Source organism: Nostoc sp. CENA543, assembly GCF_002896875.1.
GTDB lineage: Bacteria > Cyanobacteriota > Cyanobacteriia > Cyanobacteriales > Nostocaceae > Trichormus.
The window spans coordinates 2,979,809-2,996,942 of record NZ_CP023278.1; the positions used below are offsets into that span (position 1 = coordinate 2,979,809).

Below are 17,134 nucleotides of genomic sequence, written 5' to 3' on the forward strand. Positions count from 1 at the left end.
ACCTGACTTGATTTTTGATGATTAATGCACTTATAACCCTGACTTTTTGGAAGAGTCGGGGATATTTTTTTAACTCTGCTGTATATTGTTGGAACTATCAAAAATAATCTTGCGTCATCTAGATCCTGTTATTCCTGTGTAAATCTGTTGTCAAAAATGCCAGTAGTTATACTTGGCAACTACTCTAGGAAACTGAAGAGTAGGAATAATAGTGTCTAAATGTTGACAAATATTTTGTTCCTGATTTTGAGCTAGTTTTGCAGTTACGGGAATATCACCATTTCAGGTTGTATCTACCACATAAGCATTCAGAAATCAGTAGTCAGTTACCCTCAAGCTAGTCCTAAGTAGAATGGGCTGGATATCTGATTAGGATATAACGACTCTGTAATTTCTCTCAATTACCTAAAAAACTAGTATTAGTAATTTTTCTCAATAGTGATTTAAATTATTGTGAGCAACAAAAATATCTTTGAATCTATTGAGACTAAATAATCTAGTTTATCTATGACGTGTGGAAATAGGAAATTAAAGGAAACTGAGAAAGTGTTCAGGATTTTAATTGATACCGATTTAATATTAGAAGCTTTAATGAATCGCACTGAATTAACAGTTGATGTCAGCCAATTATTAGATAGAGTAGAGCCATCAATTCAACTGTATTTAACTAATGTAGGACTAGAAAAGATTTATGCTTATGCAACTTGTTTACAAAATATTCATGCTGATATAGTAATTGACTGGCTAAGAGAAAAAATGCAAATTTGTGTCGTTGATCAAAGCATTATTAAAGCAGCACGGATATCTTCTATCAAAAATTTTGAATCTGCTGTGGAGGTAATGTGTTTGAAACATTATCAATTGGATGCAATTATTACTAATCAAGTAGAAGATTTTACAGATAGAGTAAATTCTGGCTATATCTGGCGTTTTAGGGACTTGTGGTTACGTGTAAATTTGGAAACACAGTTCCAAGTGTCGCTGTAAAAATAGTGCAATTTGGGGTGAATTATGCTTACCCAGTGCCGAGTCCCAAAGCATCTGCAACCCCTACACACCTACTTTTTGATCTATAGCTTCAGAGGCGGAAAAAATTGGCTGTTGTGCCAGTCTGTAAAATATTTTCATGAATATACAAAACTTTTTTAGTAATTTTATAGGCGCAGGTTTTCTTTGGTGCTAGGATCTACGACTATAGATAGATAAAAGTGCTGTAGCTGTGAAACAAAAGCCAAAACCAAGGATCGCTTTGCTTCGAGAAAAAGCAGGGCTGACCCAGCTTGAATTGTCCCGCCTTGTCGGCGTGACTGAAAGCACTATTCAAAACTGGGAAAGCGGCCGGACTGGGACAGACCATATTGAGAGAATTATTAGGTTTTGTAAAGCCTTGAATTGTCAAGTGGAAGACCTAATAGAGTATGCTAATGAGCCTATAGATGGGGACGTAGGCAAACCAACCTCACTCAATGACCTGCATCAACTCTTAGGAAATCAAGAGCCTGTGTCAGTCAATACTTCAGATACAGAAGTAGCTCAACAGCCACAAGCTAAAAGTACCTAAAACACTAGGGGCGAATTCAACCTCAAAACCTGGCAATAACATCACCTATCTGATGCCAATTTTTTTGAGGTGGGTAAGGATTGTGAGTAGCGATCCTTCCCACAGGTAGCCTAATTTCTACTGCGATCTAAGTAAAGGTTTGTAGTGAGAACTTTAGTTCTTTCTTATCTCCGAGAGGCTGCGCCAAAGAGACACTCCGCGAACAGAAAAGGACTAAAGTCCTTACTACGAACTGAATCCTATTATTGTTACATTTATTAACATAATTTGGTTTTTTCTAGTCGCTCTATTTTTCTAGGAAATACTTTGAGCTTGTTGCCAGAGAGTATCAATAGTCACGAATTGATAACCTTGTTGTAGTAGTGTAGGGATGAGGATTTGAATTGTAGCTGCCACATCTTGTCCGCCGCAAACACCATCATGCAAAACAATCAAGGAACCATTTTTTACTTGCTTAGTCACACGCTGCACTACTTGATTGACTCCAGGTCTAGCCCAATCTTCTGGCACAACACTCCACATCACTGGACGATATTGCCATTGTAAAAAGAATTTGAGAGTTTGGGGCAGAAATAAACCATTGGGTGGTCTTACGTCACGGACTTGGGTAGGTGGAAGATCACAAGCATGATAGATAGCAGTTTGGGTTTTTTCTAAACTGTCTTTGAGATCTAAGGGCGAGAGTCTGATAAAAGAACGGTGGTCATAACCATGTAACCCAATCCAGTGTCCGCGATCGCTCACCGCTTTGGCAACATCTGGTGAACGATTCACACAAATACCCAACCAAAAAAAGCTAGCTTTGATGTTGTAGTGGTCTAAAACGGCTAATACCTGGGGGGTGTATTGGGGATGAGGCCCATCATCAAAAGTCAAGGCGATGGTTTTAGTCTCTCCATTTCCACACCACAGACACTGGGGAAAATTGGGTTGGAGAAGACGGTAAGCGATGGGGAATAGTGGTGCGAGTTGCATGGAAAGGGATTGGGGATTGGGGACTGGGAAGATGGGGGAGTGTGGGGAGTGTGGGGAGAGAGGGGGGAAATATTTCTTCCCTATCCTCCCCTCCCACACCTCCCACCCCTCCCACACTTCCTGCTTGCCCCCTGCCCCCTTGCCATCAAAGTGATAGTATATTTTTCAAGTTGGAAGCCCTTAAATTTCTGGTTGACGTAAATGCCAAGTTGTGGATTGCTCAAAGGCGTAGGCAACTTGTAATAGTTGGTCTTCTTTGAGAACTTTGCCGATGAGTTGCAAACCAATGGGTAGTCCTTGTTCGTCAAAGCCACAGGGAAGGCTAATCCCTGGTAAACCAGCAAGGTTTACAGGAATTGTCATCAAGTCATTTAAATACATACTCAAGGGATCAGTGGTTTTTTCCCCAGCTTTAAATGCTGTGGTTGGTGCTGTGGGAGTTACTAACACATCAACGGTTTCAAAGGCTTTTTCAAAGTCTTGCTTAATCAAGGTACGGACTTTTTGCGCCTTCAGGTAATAAGCATCATAGTAACCAGCAGATAGGGCGTATGTACCAATCATAATCCGGCGTTTGACTTCTGCGCCAAATCCTTGGGCGCGGGTAGTCTTGTACATAGACAGGAGATTATCCGCATCTGAGGCGCGCCAGCCGTATTTCACACCATCGTAGCGGGCGAGGTTAGCGGATGCTTCTGAGGGGGCGATGATGTAATAACTAGGTAAGCCATAGCGGAAGTTAGGACAGGAAATCACATGAATTTCTGCGCCTAAACTCTGTAGTTGTTCAATGGCTTTAGTAACAGCTTTTTCCACAACTGAGTCTAAACCTTCACCAAAGGTTTCCTTGATGACACCAATTCGGGTTTTACTTCTGGCTTTGAGGTCTGGTTTTAAAGTGGCGGCGTAATTAGGAATTTCGACTTTCAGGCTGGTGGAATCTTTGGGGTCATAACCTGCGATCGCATTTAATAATATCGCAGTATCTTCTACTGAGCGTCCAAAGGGGCCAATTTGATCTAATGATGAAGCATAAGCCACTAAACCATAACGGGACACCAGACCATAGGTAGGTTTAAGTCCCACCACACCGCAAAAAGACGCAGGTTGGCGAATTGAACCCCCAGTATCAGAACCCAGCGCAACCACACATTCATCGGCGGCGACGGCGGCGGCTGAACCCCCAGATGAACCACCCGGAACTCTCGACAAATCCCAAGGATTCGCCGTGACTTGATAGGCAGAACTCTCAGTGGAACTACCCATTGCAAATTCATCTAAGTTGGTTTTCCCAACAATCACCGCCCCAGCATCAATCAGTTTTTGTGACACAGTTGATTCATAAGGTGGCACAAAATTTTCTAAAATCCTGGAAGCGCAAGTAGTAGGAATCCCCTTAGTACACATATTGTCTTTGACACCAATGGGAATTCCCGCCAATAAGCCAATTTCCTCACCTGCGGCAATTTTGGCATCCACAGCACTAGCCTGTTCTAACGCCTTTTGTGCCGTTACGTGGAGAAAACTGTGCAATTTTGGCTCTAACGCTTGAATCCGGTCTAAAGCCTCTTGGGTAATTTCAACGGCAGAACGTTCTTTTTTAACTAGTTGTTCGTGCAACTCGCGGATGGATGCCATGATTGCTCTCTTAGTGACTCAAGTCATTGATTTTAGTACATATTGACGGTGACTGGGTACTGGGCATGGGGAATTGGGAATTGGGCATGGGGCATGAGGCATTGGGCATGGGGCATGGGGAATTGGGCATGGGGCATTGGGCATTGAGGTAAAATCTACCTTGTCTACCTTGTCTACCTTTTCCCCAGTCCCCAGTCCCCAATCCCCAACCCCCACTATGGTTAAAATTATTACTCGCAAGTATATAAGTAAAGAAAATGTCTACGATATAGGCGTTGAGCGTGATCACAATTTTGTGATTAAAAATGGCTTTGTTGCCTCTAATTGTTTCAATAAGTCACACTCAACTGCCTACGGATATGTTACCTATCAAACTGCCTATTTAAAGGCTAATTACCCACTGGAATATATGGCTGCACTCCTGACAGCTAACAGTGGTGATACAGATAAGGTGCAGAAATATATTTCCACCTGTATCAGTATGAATATCCAAATTGAACCACCTGATATTAATCGTTCTGGGGTGGATTTTACGCCTGTGGGTGGAAAAATTTTATTTGGTTTTTCGGCGGTGCGAAATGTGGGACAAAATGCGATCGCTGCTATTATCGAAGCGCGTGAACAGGGAGGCGCGTTTAAATCTTTAGCTGATTTTTGCGATCGCGTGGATCTTCGCACTGTCAACCGCCGCACCCTAGAATCGTTGATTTATTGCGGTGCTTTCGACAAAATCGAAGCTAATCGTCAACAATTAATGCACGATTTAGAATTAGTTTATGAATGGGCGCAATCTCGTGCTAAAGATAGAGCCACTGGTCAAGGTAATTTATTTGATTTATTAGGCGGATTCGCTGCTGGTAATGATAAAAAATCGAATAATGCCTTTGAAACTGCACCAAAAGCTAAACCTGTAAATGACTATCCACCGCAAGAAAAATTGCGAATGGAAAAAGAATTATTAGGTTTTTATGTTTCTGATCATCCCCTCAAATCTTTAAGACAAGTTGCACCACTTTTAACACCAATCAATATTTCTCAACTCGGAGAACAAAGAGAAGATACAAAATTATGTGTAGTCGCCATGCTCAACGGCGTGAAAAAAGTCATGACCAAAAAAGGCGATCCAATGGCGATTTTGCAAATAGAAGATTTAACATCTCAAACTGAAGCTGTAGTGTTTCCTAAAACCTATGAACGTGTCAGTTCTGTACTACAAGTTGATGCTAGATTTATCATTTGGGGTAAAGTAGACCGTCGCGACGATCAACTGCAATTAATCGTTGATGATGCCGAACCAGTAGAAACAGTACAAATGGTTATGGTGGAATTAAATCCCCAACAAGCGTCCAATATAGAAGAACTACATCGGTTGAAAACAATTTTACAAGAACAGTCAGGGGATCGAGATAAAGCCAAAATGCCAGTGATAGGAATTATACAAACTGAACATTCTCGGAAATTAGTCCGACTAGGTTGGCAATTTTGTGTACAAGATGCGCGAATTACCGTACAAGCCTTACAAAATGCCAGATTTCCCGCACATTTAAGACCTTTAATCGGTAGTTAGAAAAAAGTGTAGTTTACCTGCCAATCCCTAATCCCCAATCACCAGTCCCTAAGCCCCCAGTATATTACCGTAGAAGTCATCAAAATGAATACTATTTTTAGTTACTTGTGCGGATGATGATTTCCTCAAGGGCATGGTACTTTTTTATGCCATAACAACTTCGGCAAGAGGTAGGGGAAGGAGCTGAAACTTAATGATCGCTAATGACTTAAGTAAGTTTGTGTCTTATTGCAAAAAAATTCAACCCCAAACCCACGAAGACATTAAACAGTTTTTTGAAGGGGTGATTGTATTTCCTTATGATAAAGAACTGCTTTTGCAGGCTTATCTATTTTTAAATATTCGTGATTTATTTCCCTCATGTTATGAGTTATTGTTGTTTGAAAAGTCTCCAATAGCTGACTATACAGACTTAGGAAAATGTGATTTTGTTTATTTAACATTCCAAGGTAATTTATTTTTAATTGAGACGAAATTTATCGACACAGAAGCAACAGGCGCGACAGAAAGAAAACGCAGAAATAAGCACAGAAATAAAGTTTTTGAGCAAGTAATCACTTTAAAAAGTAGATTTAGTCAATACTGGAGTATTCACCCTGAACAATTGGAATGTGGGGTATTCACCACAGATCCTGAAGTAGATTGGCGTGGCGATAGTGCCAATGTTTTAACTAAGTCTATATCCATAGATAGCTTAGAAAAATGGCGGAGAAGCTATAAAAGGATTTATCAATAAGTGGTGGTGTGGGGGAGACAAGGGAGACAAGGGAGAAGTAATGAGTAATGAGTAATAAGTAATGAGTGCTGACTATTGACGGTTGACTATTGACTATTGACTATTGACTATTGACTATTGACTATTGACTATTGACTATTGACTATTGACTTCGCCGATCGCAATACTGCATCTAGTAACCCAGGAAATAGTTCTTCTAACTCTTCTTGCCGCAATCTGTTGATGTGCTGTGTCCCTTCTTTGCGGCTAAACACTACACCCGACTCTCGCAAAATCTTAAAGTGGTTCGACATGGTAGACTTGGCGATCGCAAAGTCAAAGTCTCCACAACATTGCTCACCTTTGGCTGCTAACAAGCACACCATCTCTAAGCGCACAGGATCACCTAGCGCGTACAACACTCCGGGTAATGTAATATCTTTTCGGTCTGGATGATATAAGAATTTCATAACTTGCATTATCTCTTAAATTGGCATATATTTTTATTATTCGATAATATCGAATAAATGAATTAAATCAGGAGGACAACTATGTCATCCGTCATCAATGTTACAGAAGCCACATTCAAGCAAGAAGTGCTAAATAGCCAAATCCCCGTATTGGTGGATTTCTGGGCCCCTTGGTGTGGCCCGTGTCGGATGGTAGCTCCAGTTGTCGATGAAATTGCTAGCGAATACGCAGGACAGGTAAAAGTAGTAAAGTTAAACACAGACCAAAATCCCACTGTTGCTAGTCATTACGGTATTCGTAGCATTCCTACTCTGATGGTATTCAAGGGAGGGCGACAAGTCGATACAGTTGTGGGGGCTGTCGCGAAAAATAGTTTGACTAAGACCTTAACTCAGCACATTCAACAAGATTAATCAGTGGAAAAGTCGGCTTTTTATGGAGAATTTCAACCCCGCTTAATATAGCGGCTGTAAAATTCTCGCGACTTCAATCCGTTGAATCTTGTTAAATTGCTATCGATGCAATCAGGACTGGTAATAGGTAACAATTTATAACCAAATTACCAGTTCCTACGGTAGTCTTGAACAGACGCAGTAAATCGCGTCTGTAAATTTTCACAGCGTAATCCTATTACATCAAATCAGAGGCGAATCTCATGAGTACAATTACCCAAGTTCAACCTCTAGACGTACCCAAGGCTATTATTCAAAGACGTTCCATCAAGACTTTTAAACCAGACCCCATAGAACCAGAACTGCTCAAGCAATTAGTAGAGTTGACCGTAGCTGCACCTAGTAGTTTTAATACCCAAGCCTGGCGGATTGTCTTAGTGCAGGATGAAGCGCAAAAGGCTGCTTTATGTGCTGCATCTTGGAATCAAAAACAAGTTATAGAAGCTCCTGTCACCTTTGTATTTGCAGCTGATGCCAAAGCTGGAGAGGGAGATTTAAGCTTGGTGTATGAAAAAGCCTTGCAAACTGGCGCATGGAATGAAGGTACAGTCAATTATTTTAAAAATGCTATTCCCCAATTCCAAGCAGGATTAGGAGATAAACGCCGGGAATATGCAATTAAAGATGCGATTATTGCCGCTACCCATTTAGTGTTAGCCGCAGAAAGTCTAGGGCTATCCACCTGTTTTATGAATGGATGGATAGAAGAACAAGTAAAACAGGTAATTGGTGCAGAAAATGATCCAGATTTAGCGATCGCAGTTTTAGTTCCAGTCGGCTATGCTGCTGAACCCCGCTTAGATCCTGGTCGCCTGCCCTTATCTTACAACGTCTTTGTAGATAAAATTAATAACCCCTATCAAGGATAAAAGGCAAAAGGCAAAAGAAAAAATACTTTTTACTTTTTACTTTTGCCTTTCTATTTTCCTCCGCTACACATAAGGATTAATCACCATGTCAAACACCGCGTTAATCGTTGGGGCTGGTAGTGGATTAAGTGCTTCCATTGCACGTTTATTTGCTCAAGAAGGAATTAGCATCGCTTTAGCGGCACGGAATGTAGATAAACTGGCGCAACTTAGTGAAGAAATCGGGGCTGTTTGTTTTGCGGCTGATGTTTCTCAAGCTGACGAAGTACAACAGTTATTTAATGATGTAGACCAAAAACTCGGTTCGCCTCATATCGTAGTTTACAATCCAAGCTGGCGCGTGCGTGGAGCATTGATTGATTTAAATCCTCAAGATGTAGCGAAAACCTTAGAAATTACAGCCTATGGTGGCTTTCTTGTAGCTCAAGCTGCGGCTAAACGAATGTTACAGCAGGGGAGTGGTGCAATCTTCTTTACAGGTGCCTCAGCTAGTGTCAAAGGTTATCCACAGTCTGCACCTTTTGCAATGGGTAAGTTTGCGTTGCGTGGTTTAGCCCAAAGCATAGCCAGAGAACTCGCCCCTAAAAATATTCACGTTGCCCATTTTGTAATTGATGGCGTGATTCGTTCTGCATCTTATTCAGACCCAGCAGATAATCCTGATAGTACCCTAGATCCAGATGCGATCGCCCAAACCTACCTCAACATCCTCAAACAACCCCGCAGTGCATGGACATGGGAAGTAGAACTGCGTCCTTGGGTGGAGAGATTTTAGGGCATGGGGCATGGGGCATAGGGCATGGGGCATGGGGCATGGGGCATGGGGCATTAAAATGAGAACTGTTGACTAATGACTAATGACTAATGACTAATGACTAACACCCAGGAGACATCACCATGATTGACTTGTATTATTGGACGACTCCTAACGGTCATAAAATCACAATCTTTTTAGAAGAAGTCGGTTTACCTTACAATATAATTCCTGTAAATATTGGTGCGGGCGACCAATTTAAACCAGAATTCTTAGCTATTTCCCCTAATAATCGTATACCCGCAATTGTTGACAACGAACCAATCGGTGGGGATGAAGCTATTTCTGTATTTGAATCTGGTGCTATTTTGTTGTATTTAGCAGAAAAAACTGGGAAGTTAATTTCTGCAAATCTGAGGGAACGGGTAGAGGTTTTGCAATGGCTATTTTGGCAAATGGGGGGTTTAGGGCCAATGGCTGGACAAAACCACCACTTTAGCCAATATGCACCGGAGAAAATAGAATACGCTATTAACCGCTACGTCAATGAAACAGCACGTTTATACGCGGTGCTAAATAAACGACTAGCAGACAGAGAATTTGTAGCTGGTGATTATTCCATTGCAGATATCGCCATCTATCCCTGGATAGTACCTTATGAACGCCAAGGTCAAAATTTAGATAATTTCCCTAATTTGAAACGTTGGTTTGAAGCAATTCAAGCGCGTCCGGCTGTAATTCGCGCCTACGAAAAAGCAGAAGCCTTAAAAAATCAGGCTTTAGATATCGAACAGTCAAGGAATGTATTGTTTAATCAATCAGCAAATACCGTTAAAGCATAGACTTACAAGAAATACAGGGGTGTAGGGGAAGAAAAAAGTGTTTATTCTATAATCTTGCTAGCACGTAGTCGCGTTAGTTAAAGGCTCAAAATCATTTAGACACCCGATTCAGGGGACACCAAAAAATAAATTATCCCCACTAAACAGCTTAGTAGGGTGCGTCAGTATGAATAACCTCTTGCTACAGTTAGGTTTTCTCGCACTGACGCACCCTACAGTTTAGATATTTTTTTATCTGGAAGTCCCTTATCAAAAAAATCGGGTGTCTTGGACACTGCAAATTTTCACAATAGTTACTTGTGCTGAAAGTTAAAGTAAATATACTCATTTTTTTTACTTTATTGTTCGAGATGGAAGTAAAATAATATTAATAAAAATTAATATAGACTTCCGCCGATGCTAAGACTAATTACCGACTTCGACGGCCCCATCATGGATGTTTCCGAGAGGTACTATCGGGTTTATCAATTTTGTTTAACAGAAATCCGCCGTCCAGGACAGGCTGTAAAAGAATTAAAAAAAGCAGAATTTTGGCAAATGAAGCGATCGCGGATTTCCGAAAAAGAAATTGCGTTAAAATCAGGTTTGGATGAGACACAAGCACAAGAATTTTCTCAACTACGACGCAACACAGTACATACTCAACCCTACTTTGAGTATGATGTCCTCGTTCCTGGTGCAGTAGAAGCATTATTAAAAATTCAAGCAGCTGGTGTTGATTTAGCTGTGATGACGATGCGCCGGGTGAGAGAATTAGACTATGCTTTTGAAAAATACGATTTAGGTAAGTTTTTCCCCGAAAATCGCCGTTATTGTCTCAGTAACGATTATGTCAAAACCCGTGATGTTGACGATAAACCCCTATTGATGACTAAAGCTTTAGCAGAATTACCATCAGCAGCAGCTACTTGGATGGTAGGGGATACGGAAGCTGATATTGCAGCCGCGAAAAAGCATAATATTCAAGTTATGGCTGTAGAATCTGGAATTCGCGATCGCGCACAGTTAAAGCTTTACCAGCCTGACTTCATTGTTCCAGACTTAAGCACTGCCGTAAATATGATTTTGACATCAAAAGTACCAACCTTATCAGCCAAAATCTAACAGCGAAAGCCATTTTATCCTGTAAGACAAGGTGCGTTACGGCTAGACATTATTTGTACACACTATGAAATTCTTGCACAGCCGTAACACACCCTACATATACTTAGATTTTTTCAGACATCAAATTGGGTTCTTGTATCACTTTTCTAAAAAGTTAGTAACATTAAAATTTGATGTTCCTTCCCAACAGTGATTTAAACAAGCATTCACTTGAGCATCAGCAGTGTTAGTAGATTTAGAAGCGTTCAACTGCACTGCGGTAACAATATATTCAAAAATAATCACGAATTGTTTTTGTGGTGAAATTCTCTCTACAACAATAGTTTCGCCTACTCTGGGAATTTGTGGCAAATCTACCACAAAGTTTTCTATTTTTGGTTTATCGAGGGGATTTTTAAAGTTAAAGTATTTACAGTAAACAATAATTTTCACGCAGATAATACCCAAGAAAGTCAAAAATTTCAGTTTGTAGTGATTACTTTCACCCTATTTAGAAGAAGTATTAATATACATACCACAAAAAACGAAATATAGGTTTCTAATTCAAATTTCACTAATTCTCCTTTATCGAAACAATCAGGTTTAAAACCGAACTTCGTCCCGCTACGCTAACGCCTTTAAAGGTGAAAGGTTTTATCACGGGGTTAAAACGCTGTGACAAAACGTAATTGCGAATTGCGAATTGCGAATTGCGAATTGGTTTTATCTCCTCATTATTTACCACGCCAAAAACTTTGTAAAGATTGAAAAATTCTCACGATTTTCTCTTCTAACCAGAGCATAGCACGATCTAGAAGCTCTAAAACTTGCTCTAGAGGGTGCTTTTCATAGCTGACTGATGTGGGTTTAGTTTCTATCCAGTCTGCGTCTGATGCGTCTTGATGTGGGTAAGTGTCACTACTAGTAGGAGAAATAGTAGTTTCGCTTTGTTGTCTAGTAGTAAGTTTTCCCGATTTTTTCTGGATGCGGGTGAGGTGGCGGGGTTGTTTTTGGCGTGGCACTAAACTAGACTCAGATTTAGTTGGTGGAATGGGCAATTTATTCTGCCAAGATAACCCTGTTGATGAACTAGGAGCAATACCAGGATTAATCACCAGAGTATTTGGCGTATTTTCTCCGCTAATTTGTGGAGTTTCACCATATAAATCACTCCACTCTAGCCATTGTTCTGATGCTTGTGGAGAAAGGAATTTCCCTTTTGCACCAGGAACATTTAAGTTTTTACTCTTACCTACACCAAAAAAGTAATTGATTGCTGCTTCAATTAATTCTGCAATATTAAATTTCGGTGCTTCTAAATCATCCGCATTTACAGCAATCTCTCCCCTAGCAGCTAACTGTTCTTTACCGTAGAGAAAGATATTGATTTGAGTGTGTGTAAATTTCGCTATTTCTTGGCTGGGAACGATAGTTTTGGCTTCTAATTGAGCAAGTGCAGTGTCTAAAGATGTAATAATTTTGCTGGTTTGGAGTGAATATTGATTGATTATCCCATTGAGTAAGGGAATTTCAACTGTTTGTTTACCTGTGATTTTATCTAAAACACTCTCTATTTGTGGTAGTAAATGGGATTGATTTTGGTTTATATTTAACTGCCAGTCGGGAAAATAATTAGTAAGTTCATTAATAATTTTTCTGGATAATTTTGCTTGTTGTTTTGGTGTCAAAATATCCAAAACTTCATTCTCGACACTCACAAGTACCAACCGCCGATGAATTAAATCTGTGGCGATTCCTCTTACTAAAGATAGTTGATGTATGACAGCATCATTTTGGCTACTTGGCGTAATATTTTGTGCAGTTTTGTGGGGAATGGTTAAGGGTTGAGGAAGTGGAGAGTTATTTGTGGGATGATGAAAAAATTTCGACCACAGTAACTTTAAAGGTTGCAGTAATTGATTAACTTTTGTGTCTTCAGTTGGGAGATTCTGTACAGCCTCTAGTATGTGCTGAATTGGTGTGTCAACGGGGGGAGAAGTTTCCGGTGCTAACTCGCTATGATTGGGCGATAACTTTGGTTGAGAGGGAGGTTCTTTCGAGTACAGCGTTTTAATAGCCGTATCAGTAGATTGCAAAAATAAATATACAGGATACAGTAATACTTCCACACCCCACTTTGTAGCTACTTGCAAATGCCGGAAGGTTTGCTCCCATTGAGATGCTAACCGCCGGGACTGCTGGTGGACTGTGTTAAAGAGTCTACTTTGATAACGACCAGAAGACATGGTAATAAGAAGTGAATTTGAGCCTGATGCAGTTGTGAGACTCCCAGATTTTAAGTCAAAAGTCCAAAAAAATTACTGGTTTTTTTGACTTTTTGTGGATTGTGTATGATCGCTTGATTTACGCCAAATTATCATAGTTGCTTTCATCTTAACGACAATATGACTACTTCCGTATCTTATCCCCAGAAAAAATTAATATCAGATGCGATCGCCCAGTTACGCGATTATTGTCAAGTTAATACTCAGTCTACTTGGTTACAATCAGAAGTTGATAGAGAAATTACTGATTTTTCTTTAGAAATTGCATCTAATTGGCAACCTGTAGAGTTAAATAATAAAGGTAATATCTCCTGGACAGGCGGACAGAAAGTATTGTGGTTAGCCCAGACATTCACAGTCCCCCAAAATTTACACGGGTATCCTGTGGCGGGTTTATGTTTGCGGCTGTCTTTGTTGTGGTGGGCAGACTCAGCCAAAATTTATGTAAATGGGGAATTAGTCTTAGAAGGGGATTTATTTGATTGTGCGCCTAGAATCTTGCTGAGTCCAGAGGTGACAGCAGGGGAAGAATTTACTGTAACTTTGCGCTTAGTCAGTCCTGGACATTGTGACGGGGCGTTGGTGCGATCGCTCCTCATCTACGAATCGACAGATTATAATTATCCCGAACCTGGTTTTATCGCCGATGAATTGGCAATATTACAGCTATATCTCGAAAAATTCGCCCCAGAAAAACTAGATACCCTAGCATCCATCATCGAGAAATTCCCCACACACACACCAGAAACTCTCATCACCCTACGCCAACAGTTAATTAATCAGCTGCAATCATCCCCATTCCTAGATAAAATCTACCTACTAGGACACGCCCATTTAGATTTAGCATGGCTGTGGCCTGTCAGTGAAACATGGAATGCAGCCCAAAACACCTTTGAGTCAGTTTTAAAATTACAACAAGATTTTCCCGAATTAATTTTCTGTCATTCCAGCCCGTCCCTTTACGCCTGGGTAGAAGAAAATCGCCCAGATTTATTTGAGAAAATTCAACAAAAAGTCATCGCTGGCGTGTGGGAAGTCCTCGGCGGTTTTTGGGTAGAACCAGATTTAAACTTACTATCTGGGGAATCTTTAGTGCGTCAGTTGTTGTATGGTCAACGCTACACTCAAGAGAAATTCGGCAAACTGACGACAGTAGTTTGGGTTCCTGACACCTTTGGTTTTTGTGCTACCTTACCGCAGTTTTTACAGCAAGCCGGCATTAAATATTTTGTCACCCAAAAATTACGGTGGAACGACACTAATAAATTTGATTATGGGGCTTTTTGGTGGCGATCGCCTGACGGTAGTCAAGTATTTAGTTATATGTCTGCACCTGTTGGCGAAGGTATCGACCCCGTAAAAATGGCAAACTATTCTTTAGAATGGCTCAACCAAACCAACTTAACTGCATCCCTATGGCTTCCTGGTGTTGGCGACCACGGCGGCGGCCCCACCCGTGATATGTTAGAAATCGCCCGACGCTGGCAGACTTCGCCCTTCTTTCCCGATTTAGAATTTATTACGGCGGAAAGGTATCTCCAAGGAATTGAGGTAGAGGGCAGGGGGCAGGGGGCAGGGGGAGATTTTACACCAATGCCCCATGCCCCATGCCCCATTCCCGATGCCCCATTCCCAATTTGGAACGATGAATTATATTTAGAATTCCATCGCGGTTGTTATACTACCCATGCTGACCAAAAACGGTGGAATCGGAGTAGTGAGAATTTACTTTATCAAGCAGAATTATTTGCGAGTTTCGCTAAGGTGATTTGTGGTGTGGATTATCCCAAAAAAGCGATAGAAACTGCTTGGAAACAAGTGTTATTTAACCAATTTCACGATATTTTACCAGGTTCTTCCATTACCCAAGTTTATCTAGATGCTTTACCAGAGTGGCAACAAGTTGAGCAAGTAGGAACGAAGATATTACAGGAATCATTACAGGCGATCGCATCCCACTTTACCCTACCACAGCCACCACATCCCGATAGCTTACCTATTTTTGTTTTCAATTCTCTTAACTGGCAACGTTCTGAGGTAGTCTCTCTCACCTTACCCACAGCCCATCAACAATACCAAGTTTACGACTCCACAGGCCAACAACTCCTCTCTCAATTATCTGAATCTTCAACCCTACTCTTCCTCGCCACCGATATTCCCCCCGTAGGTTATCGCCTCTTTTGGCTTTCCCCCACATCTTATATATCTCCCACATCTCCCACACCTACAGAATTCATTCTAGAAAACGAATATCTGCGAGTTATCGTAGATCCCGACACAGGAGATTTATCAAGTGTCTTTGACAAAACCCATCAACGGGAAATATTAAACGGTGCAGGGAATCAATTACAAGGCTTTAAAGACAGTGGGCAATATTGGGACGCTTGGAACATCGACCCCAATTACAGCCAGCATCCTCTACCTGCAACTAACCTCAAGTCTATTACTTGGATAGAACAGGGAACAGTTCAAAGTCGTGTGCGTGTAGTGCGTCAGTTGGGAAATTCAGAATTTTCTCAAGATTATATTTTGACAGCAGGTTCACCCCTACTAAAAATAGCCTCTAAGGTGAATTGGCAAGAAAATCAAGTTTTAGTCAAAACCGCTTTTCCCTTAAATATCAAATCTGACTTTGCTACCTACGAAATTCCCTGTGGCGCAATTCGTCGTCCCACCCAACCCGAAACCCCACAAGCTAAAGCCAAATGGGAAGTTCCCGCCCTACGTTGGGCTGATTTAACAGCAACCACTAACGAGGATATTTACGGTGTTAGCTTGCTGAATGATTGTAAATATGGCTACGACGCTAAACCAGAACAATTACGTCTCACCCTCCTACGCAGCCCTCATTGGCCTGACCCACAAGCCGACCGAGGCTTACATGAATTTACCTATGCTGTGTATCCACACGCTGGTAGCTGGGAAACAGCCCAGACAGTAAGACGCGGCTATGAGTTAAATATCCCCCTGCAAATAGTATTTGATGCCAATTATCACTCCCCTCTACCAACCCCCCATTCCCAACTCCCTCAGCAAGATAGAGTGACTTTCTTAGATTTATCAGCCGAAAATCTAATTTTAATGGCTGTGAAACTGTCTGAAGATGAACCAGAGAAATTGATTCTCCGGTGTTATGAGTCTCAAGGAACAACAGCCGAGTTATATTTACACAGCGATTTAGGTCTAAAACTAGGTAAACCAGTAGACCTATTAGAACGTCCCACCACAGAATTCTCATCTCAGCAACAAAAATCCACAATCCCACCAGGGAAAATCGTCAGTTTTCATCTGCTGAGTAATGAGTAGTGAGTGGTGAGTGGTGAGTAATGAGTAATGAGTGCTGTTAGCTGTGGCACGGCGTTTAGACGATACTGAGTTGAGAAATAAATTCTACCTTGTCCACCTTGTCCACCTTGTCCCCATTCCCCAGTCCCCAATCCCCAGTCCCTAATCCTCATGATCCTCAAAAGGATCAGCCAACTCCTTGCTTGGTGGGCCAAAAGCGGTATAAATTCCAAACCCTGTAATGCCTATAACGGCGGCGGCTACAGAAATGATAAGAACTATTGCGGGTTCCATAAGTGTTTTATAGATGATGAGTGGTATTCTTATAGAATATTACAGAAGATTAAAAAAAGCTTTGGCAACTAATCTTAGGTGAACTATGGCACAACGGACTAGGTTGGGAGATATCCTGCGACCTTTAAATTCTGAGTATGGTAAAGTAGCTCCTGGCTGGGGAACAACTCCTGTAATGGCTATTTTTATGGGGCTATTTTTCGTGTTTTTGCTGATTATTCTGCAACTTTACAACAAGTCAATCATGATTCAAGATGTCTTGGTTGACTGGCGTAGCTTAGGTGGCTAATCGAGCATACAGCAACTAAGCTGTCATACCAAAAAACACGTACCCGGTTTATCC

The 17,134-nt window shown here is 41.1% G+C and carries 17 protein-coding genes; 11 read left to right on the forward strand and 6 right to left on the reverse strand.

The features are described from left to right. Nucleotides 1-546: 546 nt before the first annotated feature. Entirely contained in the window at nucleotides 547-987 is a 441-nt protein-coding gene (locus CLI64_RS12285) for a hypothetical protein (protein WP_103137498.1), read from the forward strand. A gap of 232 nt (nucleotides 988-1,219) precedes the next feature. Then, nucleotides 1,220-1,561, forward strand: coding sequence for a helix-turn-helix transcriptional regulator (locus CLI64_RS12290; protein WP_103137499.1), 342 nt, complete (start codon nucleotides 1,220-1,222; stop codon nucleotides 1,559-1,561). Nucleotides 1,562-1,855: 294 nt separating this feature from the next. Here CLI64_RS12290 and CLI64_RS12295 read toward each other — a convergent pair whose 3' ends face one another. Together CLI64_RS12295 and gatA are read right to left on the reverse strand one after the other, a co-directional pair. After that, on the reverse strand, nucleotides 1,856-2,536 hold the full coding sequence (locus CLI64_RS12295) for a polysaccharide deacetylase family protein (RefSeq protein WP_103137500.1): 681 nt from the start codon (nucleotides 2,534-2,536) through the stop codon (nucleotides 1,856-1,858). A gap of 180 nt (nucleotides 2,537-2,716) precedes the next feature. Beyond that, nucleotides 2,717-4,174, reverse strand: a complete 1,458-nt coding sequence (gene gatA, locus CLI64_RS12300; RefSeq protein ID WP_103137501.1) for an Asp-tRNA(Asn)/Glu-tRNA(Gln) amidotransferase subunit GatA — start codon at nucleotides 4,172-4,174, stop codon at nucleotides 2,717-2,719. Between the two features lie 217 nt (nucleotides 4,175-4,391). Between gatA and CLI64_RS12305 the strand changes: the two genes are divergently transcribed. Beyond that, nucleotides 4,392-5,741: an OB-fold nucleic acid binding domain-containing protein gene (locus CLI64_RS12305; RefSeq protein ID WP_103140690.1), complete on the forward strand. Its 1,350-nt coding sequence runs from the start codon at nucleotides 4,392-4,394 to the stop codon at nucleotides 5,739-5,741. A 193-nt stretch (nucleotides 5,742-5,934) separates the two neighbouring features. Beyond that, nucleotides 5,935-6,477 (forward strand): hypothetical protein, encoded by a 543-nt coding sequence (locus tag CLI64_RS12310; RefSeq protein ID WP_103137502.1) that lies wholly within the window; start codon nucleotides 5,935-5,937, stop codon nucleotides 6,475-6,477. Between the two features lie 128 nt (nucleotides 6,478-6,605). Here CLI64_RS12310 and CLI64_RS12315 read toward each other — a convergent pair whose 3' ends face one another. Beyond that, a complete protein-coding gene (locus CLI64_RS12315) occupies nucleotides 6,606-6,926 on the reverse strand; it encodes a helix-turn-helix transcriptional regulator (RefSeq protein WP_103140691.1) in 321 nt (106 codons plus the stop codon). 81 nt (nucleotides 6,927-7,007) lie between these two features. Between CLI64_RS12315 and trxA the strand changes: the two genes are divergently transcribed. The 5 genes from trxA (at nucleotide 7,008) to CLI64_RS12340 (ending at nucleotide 10,948) form a co-directional block, all read left to right on the forward strand. Further along, complete coding sequence (gene trxA / locus CLI64_RS12320) at nucleotides 7,008-7,340, forward strand: thioredoxin (RefSeq protein WP_103137503.1); 333 nt, start codon at nucleotides 7,008-7,010, stop codon at nucleotides 7,338-7,340. Between the two features lie 242 nt (nucleotides 7,341-7,582). Further along, nucleotides 7,583-8,248 carry a nitroreductase family protein gene (locus CLI64_RS12325; protein WP_103137504.1) on the forward strand — a complete coding sequence of 222 codons (666 nt, stop codon included), beginning with the start codon at nucleotides 7,583-7,585 and terminating at the stop codon, nucleotides 8,246-8,248. An 85-nt stretch (nucleotides 8,249-8,333) separates the two neighbouring features. After that, nucleotides 8,334-9,023, forward strand: a complete 690-nt coding sequence (locus CLI64_RS12330; RefSeq protein WP_103137505.1) for an SDR family NAD(P)-dependent oxidoreductase — start codon at nucleotides 8,334-8,336, stop codon at nucleotides 9,021-9,023. 122 nt (nucleotides 9,024-9,145) lie between these two features. Next, complete coding sequence (locus CLI64_RS12335) at nucleotides 9,146-9,844, forward strand: glutathione binding-like protein (RefSeq protein ID WP_103137506.1); 699 nt, start codon at nucleotides 9,146-9,148, stop codon at nucleotides 9,842-9,844. Between the two features lie 396 nt (nucleotides 9,845-10,240). Next, nucleotides 10,241-10,948 carry an HAD family hydrolase gene (locus CLI64_RS12340; RefSeq protein ID WP_103137507.1) on the forward strand — a complete coding sequence of 236 codons (708 nt, stop codon included), beginning with the start codon at nucleotides 10,241-10,243 and terminating at the stop codon, nucleotides 10,946-10,948. A 138-nt stretch (nucleotides 10,949-11,086) separates the two neighbouring features. On the opposite strand, the gene CLI64_RS12345 is transcribed toward CLI64_RS12340, so the two are convergent. Both CLI64_RS12345 and CLI64_RS12350 read right to left on the reverse strand, forming a co-directional pair. Then, complete coding sequence (locus CLI64_RS12345) at nucleotides 11,087-11,380, reverse strand: hypothetical protein (RefSeq protein WP_103137508.1); 294 nt, start codon at nucleotides 11,378-11,380, stop codon at nucleotides 11,087-11,089. 281 nt (nucleotides 11,381-11,661) lie between these two features. After that, the gene (locus tag CLI64_RS12350) at nucleotides 11,662-13,173 is read right to left on the reverse strand and encodes a hypothetical protein (protein ID WP_103137509.1); all 1,512 of its coding nucleotides are present in this window, start codon (nucleotides 13,171-13,173) and stop codon (nucleotides 11,662-11,664) included. Nucleotides 13,174-13,332: 159 nt separating this feature from the next. On the opposite strand from CLI64_RS12350, the gene CLI64_RS12355 reads away from it, so the two are divergent. After that, nucleotides 13,333-16,518 carry an alpha-mannosidase gene (locus CLI64_RS12355; protein WP_103137510.1) on the forward strand — a complete coding sequence of 1,062 codons (3,186 nt, stop codon included), beginning with the start codon at nucleotides 13,333-13,335 and terminating at the stop codon, nucleotides 16,516-16,518. Nucleotides 16,519-16,659: 141 nt separating this feature from the next. Here CLI64_RS12355 and psbN read toward each other — a convergent pair whose 3' ends face one another. Then, a complete protein-coding gene (psbN, locus tag CLI64_RS12360; RefSeq protein WP_103137511.1) occupies nucleotides 16,660-16,791 on the reverse strand; it encodes a photosystem II reaction center protein PsbN in 132 nt (43 codons plus the stop codon). 85 nt (nucleotides 16,792-16,876) lie between these two features. Here psbN and psbH point away from each other — a divergent pair, with 85 nt between their 5' ends. Then, complete coding sequence (gene psbH, locus CLI64_RS12365; protein ID WP_103137512.1) at nucleotides 16,877-17,080, forward strand: photosystem II reaction center phosphoprotein PsbH; 204 nt, start codon at nucleotides 16,877-16,879, stop codon at nucleotides 17,078-17,080. The last annotated feature ends 54 nt before the right edge of the window (nucleotides 17,081-17,134 follow it).

Bases quoted from the DNA above. Each gene is read 5' to 3' on its own strand.
- psbN (WP_103137511.1), bottom strand. From the start codon at position 16,791: ATGGAACCCGCAATAGTTCTTATCATTTCTGTAGCCGCCGCCGTTATA.
- gatA (WP_103137501.1), bottom strand. From the start codon at position 4,174: ATGGCATCCATCCGCGAGTTGCACGAACAACTAGTTAAAAAAGAACGT.
- CLI64_RS12305 (WP_103140690.1), top strand. From the start codon at position 4,392: ATGGTTAAAATTATTACTCGCAAGTATATAAGTAAAGAAAATGTCTAC.
- psbH (WP_103137512.1), top strand. From the start codon at position 16,877: ATGGCACAACGGACTAGGTTGGGAGATATCCTGCGACCTTTAAATTCT.
- CLI64_RS12310 (WP_103137502.1), top strand. From the start codon at position 5,935: ATGATCGCTAATGACTTAAGTAAGTTTGTGTCTTATTGCAAAAAAATT.
- CLI64_RS12295 (WP_103137500.1), bottom strand. From the start codon at position 2,536: ATGCAACTCGCACCACTATTCCCCATCGCTTACCGTCTTCTCCAACCC.
- CLI64_RS12355 (WP_103137510.1), top strand. From the start codon at position 13,333: ATGACTACTTCCGTATCTTATCCCCAGAAAAAATTAATATCAGATGCG.
- CLI64_RS12325 (WP_103137504.1), top strand. From the start codon at position 7,583: ATGAGTACAATTACCCAAGTTCAACCTCTAGACGTACCCAAGGCTATT.
- CLI64_RS12330 (WP_103137505.1), top strand. From the start codon at position 8,334: ATGTCAAACACCGCGTTAATCGTTGGGGCTGGTAGTGGATTAAGTGCT.
- trxA (WP_103137503.1), top strand. From the start codon at position 7,008: ATGTCATCCGTCATCAATGTTACAGAAGCCACATTCAAGCAAGAAGTG.
- CLI64_RS12340 (WP_103137507.1), top strand. From the start codon at position 10,241: ATGCTAAGACTAATTACCGACTTCGACGGCCCCATCATGGATGTTTCC.
- CLI64_RS12315 (WP_103140691.1), bottom strand. From the start codon at position 6,926: ATGAAATTCTTATATCATCCAGACCGAAAAGATATTACATTACCCGGA.
- CLI64_RS12350 (WP_103137509.1), bottom strand. From the start codon at position 13,173: ATGTCTTCTGGTCGTTATCAAAGTAGACTCTTTAACACAGTCCACCAG.
- CLI64_RS12335 (WP_103137506.1), top strand. From the start codon at position 9,146: ATGATTGACTTGTATTATTGGACGACTCCTAACGGTCATAAAATCACA.